Below are 4,447 nucleotides of genomic sequence, written 5' to 3'. Positions count from 1 at the left end.
AATAAAGTGTTTCTGAGGACACCACATAAATATTCCGTTTTCGTAAAGTAAAATACAATAAACCTGCGTTCATCGTTGCCGACATAGAGGTGGCGATAGCTAACCCAACATAATCAAAAGGCCAAACTAATATCAAGTTAAACAACATATTGGCTGCCATACACCAAATACCAAATTTCACTGGTGTTTTAGTATCTTGTTTAGAAAAGAAACCAGGGGCTAATACTTTTACTAACATGAAGCTTAATAGGCCAAATGAATAAGCCTGCAAACTATGCGAAGCAAAAGTGGCATCTTGAGGAGTGAATTCACCACGTTGAAAAATGGTAATGAGCATAGGTTCTGCCAATATAAATAAACCTGTAGCAGCGGGAATACCGAGTAAACACACCATTTTTACAGCCCAATCAATATTACGACTAAACGCTTGGTCATCTTTCGCTACGTGATTTCGAGACAAAGTCGGTAATATTACAGTGGCAATAGCGATACCAAATAGACCTAACGGAAATTCCAACAAACGATCTGAGTAATAAAGCCAAGATATTGCGCCTGTTCCTAGAGCAGTCGCTATCATGGTATCCAACAACAAATTTAATTGTCCAACGGAGACACCAAACAATGCAGGGATCATAAGTGTTCTGACTTTCACAATATCCGGATCAGACCATCCCCATTGGGGTTTAACCAATAAACCAGCCTTAATTAAAAAAGGCAGTAAAAATAATAATTGGCATAAACCACCTATAAATACACCCCATGCTAAGGCAAAAGCAGGTTGTTCAAATTGAGGGGCTAGAAAAATGGCACAACTAATAATGGCGACGTTAAGTACCACTGGGGTAAAAGCAGCCATAGCAAACTTATTAAGTGTATTTAATATTGCACCCGCTAACCCAGCTAACGAGATAAATAACAAATATGGAAAGGTTATTTTTAACATTAAGGAAGCAAGTTCAAACTTTGAACCTTCAGGACCATCATTTAAATACTCGACAAACCATCCCATACCGAAAAGCGCAGCCAATATGGGGGAGCCAATGACCCCTATAATCGTAACGATAGTCACGATAAAACCTAGAGATCCTGAAACTTTTGCAATAAACCTTTTTAGATGTTCCTCATCCCCTTCTCCCTTAACGTCTGTCAATACAGGGATAAACGCTTGTGCAAATGCGCCTTCTGCAAATAATCGACGTAAAAAATTAGGAATTTTATTGGCAAATAGAAATACATCTGCACTCGCCCCAGCCCCCATCAAATTTGCAATCACAGCATCTCTAATCAAACCCAATATTCGAGAGATAAAGGTCATTAAACTAACGATTAATCCTGATTTGAATAACTTGCGGGACACGTACAACTTCCAAGAGTGTTTAAATAAGTATTATGCGGCATGATTTTGTATAATAGCAATCCTAAAATATTAGTAATGCGTGCCAATGTTATTGATAAACCAACAATTTTATTGAATATTTACATTTGAGATTATTCACAAATTATAAAAATTGAAGAATAAATTAAAAACTGCTTACAAAACCCACAAAATAGATTGACATAAAGCCCTTTGATCAGCATAATCCGCACCCTTGAATTTTGATTAGAATTTTTTGGGAGTTCCAACTTGGCTAACATCAAGTCTGCTAAGAAACGTGCAATACAAGCGGAAAAGCGTCGCCAACATAACGCTAGCCGTCGTTCAATGACACGTACATCTTTGAAAAAAGTACTTTCTGCAATTGCCTCTGGCGATAAAGAAGCTGCTCAAGCTGCATACACTGCGGCAACACCTTTACTTGACCGTATGGCAACTAAAGGTTTGATACACAAAAATAAAGCTGCTCGTCATAAGAGTCGTTTAGCTGCACAAATTAAAGCATTAGCTTAATTTGTATTAATTAAAAAAAAGCGCCTAAGGCGCTTTTTTTATACCTAAATTTTAACTATTCACTACTTTCACTGGAATTCAGCGACTAACTTTTCAACCCAAGCGACGACTTCAACTTCAGGCTCTAAAGTTTCACAAGCATCAACCTCTAACAGTTCAGCTATTGGCTTTCCTTGTAACTCCGACAACAATTCAAAAATTTGAACACCCGCTCCGCAGAAACTGTCACCATATGCACTATCCCCTAAAGCAGCAACCGCAAAAGGTTTTTGAGCCATTGAAGGTTGAGCATCACGCAAATCTTGTATAAAAAATTCTAAATTAGGTGGTATGTCTCCTTGGCCCGTACTAGAACTAACAACCAGCACAGAATCAGCTTGCTTAAAGTCTTCTACACTTGGGTCCATAAAAATTTTAGAGTCCACACCTTTGGTGTCTAACATACTGCTCACGTCTTCTGCTACATGTTGTGCATTACCATATACTGAGCCAACAAAAATGCTAATTTTGCTCATGTTTGTACAACCTCCTACAAGCTAGTATTTAGCTAATTTTAAAAAGAATTTACCAATGTTAATTGATGGTGACTCATACCCCACTTTTCTAGTAAAAGTGACCAACTTTTTGGTAATTCGCACTTTAACATTAAAGGTTGTTGAGAAACCGGGTGAATTATCTCCATCGACTTACAGGTTAATGCCAGTTGATTTAAACCAAATTGATCGCGGATAAACACATTGTGTTTACCGTCTCCATGCGTAGTATCTCCAACAATAGGATGATTAACATGAGCCATATGTCTTCTTAGTTGATGTTTCCTACCTGTTTTCGGCATCAACTTAACCAGAGAATATCTAGCTGTAGGATAACGACTAACGGCAAAAGGCAACTCAAATAAAGATAATCGATTAAAGTGGGTCAGCGCTTCTTGCGCTGGTTTATCCTGTTTAGCCATTTTGTCAGCAATTTTATCTAGCTTTTCCTTCAATGGATGGTTAATTTCACCGTTTTCAGGAGCATGTCCTCGTACTATAGCTAGATAAGTCTTTTGAATTGACTGTTGAGAAAATTGCTCATTTAATATCCTAGCGATACTCGGAGATAAAGCAAAAAGTAATACCCCAGAAGTAGGCCGATCCAACCTGTGTACTGGAAAAACATGTTGACCAATTTGATCACGAACCTTTTGCATAGCAAATTCAGTTTCATGTTTATCTAACATGCTCCTGTGGACCAACAAGCCTGAAGGTTTATTCACGGCTACAATATATTCATCTTGATAAATGACTTGTAAACTATTCATCAAATAACCCGTCGATGGCTTGAATATTGGCTAACAAGCTATCTTTATTAGCCACAGACTTAAAACTTAATTGGGCAATAGGCAATAATTTTAATTCTTTGGGTAAAGGTCGCCCTTCGTTAATTAAATTAGACATCTTAGGAATAAAAATAAACTGCAACCAGTTTTCTAGTGGCATTGAGTCAACGGCAAAGGGAACGACACTTGCCATAGCTTGTTTCGAAGGTTCTTTTTTCGACCACAAATTGGCTGTTTGCAAATTTTCTATTAATTTTTTTAGCTGTATTTCGACTTCTGTGTAACTACGTGGCATGATCATCGGCTAGTTTTATCAAAGTGCTAAACTTTACCAGATACTACTGTTGGTAAACTGCCCTTTGTTTATTTCAATAATTTATTAAGAATAACATGAGCAACATAGATACCATCAGTGAATTTTTACTCCATGCAGGAACCGACTATCGAATTTTCGATATGGCCCGCGGCATTCGACCTATCAACTCCCAAGCATTCTTAGAGATTGAAAATGGGACTCATGCAGCTCCATACCCGAGACAACAACATATTTGGTTTGGCGTGTTATTTTTTAATAAAGAGGCCAGTAAAGAACAATATATATGGTTTGTAAAATTACCAATAGACGAACAAGGATTAGTAATTGCAGCGGGAAGAAGACAGTTTCTACAAATTGTCATTGAAGCACTTGGTCAACATTTAGACAAAGAAAACAACTCAAACAATCAATTGCCTGAAAACCCGTTTACTTTTGTGCCTAATCAACAGCAACTTGCCGATTTTAATAGTAGATGCCGCAAAGAATTAGGAATGCCACAATCTGAACATTTTGAAAAAGTCAGAGAATACCTAGAAGCACCACAAAACCAGGATTGGCAAAATATACCTTTACAAGGCATTGCTGATTTTTGTGCTGTAATTAACACTAAAGAAAACACACAACTATTTATTGAAGCTTTTAAACACATAGCGCCAGAAATGCAAAAAGCATCGTGCAGCTCTTTAGAAAACAACCTCATTAATGATGAACTCTGTGCCTATTTAATTGATTATTACCATAACGAAGACAAAAACTTACTGATTTTAACTTCCGTTCTTAGGGCAATTTCTCAATCACAAAACAAATCACAAACGACGACATTTATATTACAGCTATTGAACTCAACAATAGCTCAAGACGTAAATGTACTTACGATAATACCTGCAAGACATAGGCAACTATTAAACGAAGAAGCTATTCT

6 protein-coding genes are annotated in these 4,447 nt (G+C 37.1%); 2 read left to right on the top strand and 4 right to left on the bottom strand.

Annotation, left to right across the window (positions count from 1 at the left end):
• Positions 1-1,357 (bottom strand): murein biosynthesis integral membrane protein MurJ (gene murJ, locus ACSHXM_RS21045; protein WP_435692245.1); only part of this gene is annotated, 1,357 nt, incomplete at its 3' end.
• Positions 1,358-1,624: 267 nt separating this feature from the next.
• On the opposite strand from murJ, the gene rpsT reads away from it, so the two are divergent.
• The gene (gene rpsT, locus ACSHXM_RS21040) at positions 1,625-1,888 is read left to right on the top strand and encodes a 30S ribosomal protein S20 (RefSeq protein ID WP_007618345.1); all 264 of its coding nucleotides are present in this window, start codon (positions 1,625-1,627) and stop codon (positions 1,886-1,888) included.
• Positions 1,889-1,956: 68 nt separating this feature from the next.
• On the opposite strand, the gene ACSHXM_RS21035 is transcribed toward rpsT, so the two are convergent.
• From ACSHXM_RS21035 to ACSHXM_RS21025, 3 genes are read right to left on the bottom strand one after another with little or no spacing between them, the layout of a single operon-like run.
• A complete protein-coding gene (locus ACSHXM_RS21035) occupies positions 1,957-2,403 on the bottom strand; it encodes a flavodoxin domain-containing protein (protein WP_435692242.1) in 447 nt (148 codons plus the stop codon).
• A 38-nt stretch (positions 2,404-2,441) separates the two neighbouring features.
• Entirely contained in the window at positions 2,442-3,191 is a 750-nt protein-coding gene (truC, locus tag ACSHXM_RS21030) for a tRNA pseudouridine(65) synthase TruC (RefSeq protein ID WP_435692240.1), read from the bottom strand.
• Complete coding sequence (locus tag ACSHXM_RS21025) at positions 3,184-3,504, bottom strand: YqcC family protein (protein ID WP_435692238.1); 321 nt, start codon at positions 3,502-3,504, stop codon at positions 3,184-3,186. The genes truC and ACSHXM_RS21025 overlap by 8 nt, the downstream gene beginning before the upstream one ends.
• 95 nt (positions 3,505-3,599) lie before the next feature.
• Here ACSHXM_RS21025 and ACSHXM_RS21020 point away from each other — a divergent pair.
• The coding region (locus ACSHXM_RS21020) for a DUF3549 family protein (protein WP_435692236.1) at positions 3,600-4,447 on the top strand (848 nt) is incomplete at its 3' end.

Origin of the sequence: Paraglaciecola sp. (assembly GCF_051252315.1) — a bacterium.
In the GTDB taxonomy this organism is placed as follows: Bacteria; Pseudomonadota; Gammaproteobacteria; order Enterobacterales; family Alteromonadaceae; genus Paraglaciecola.
This window is presented reverse-complemented; position numbering and strand designations above follow the sequence as displayed.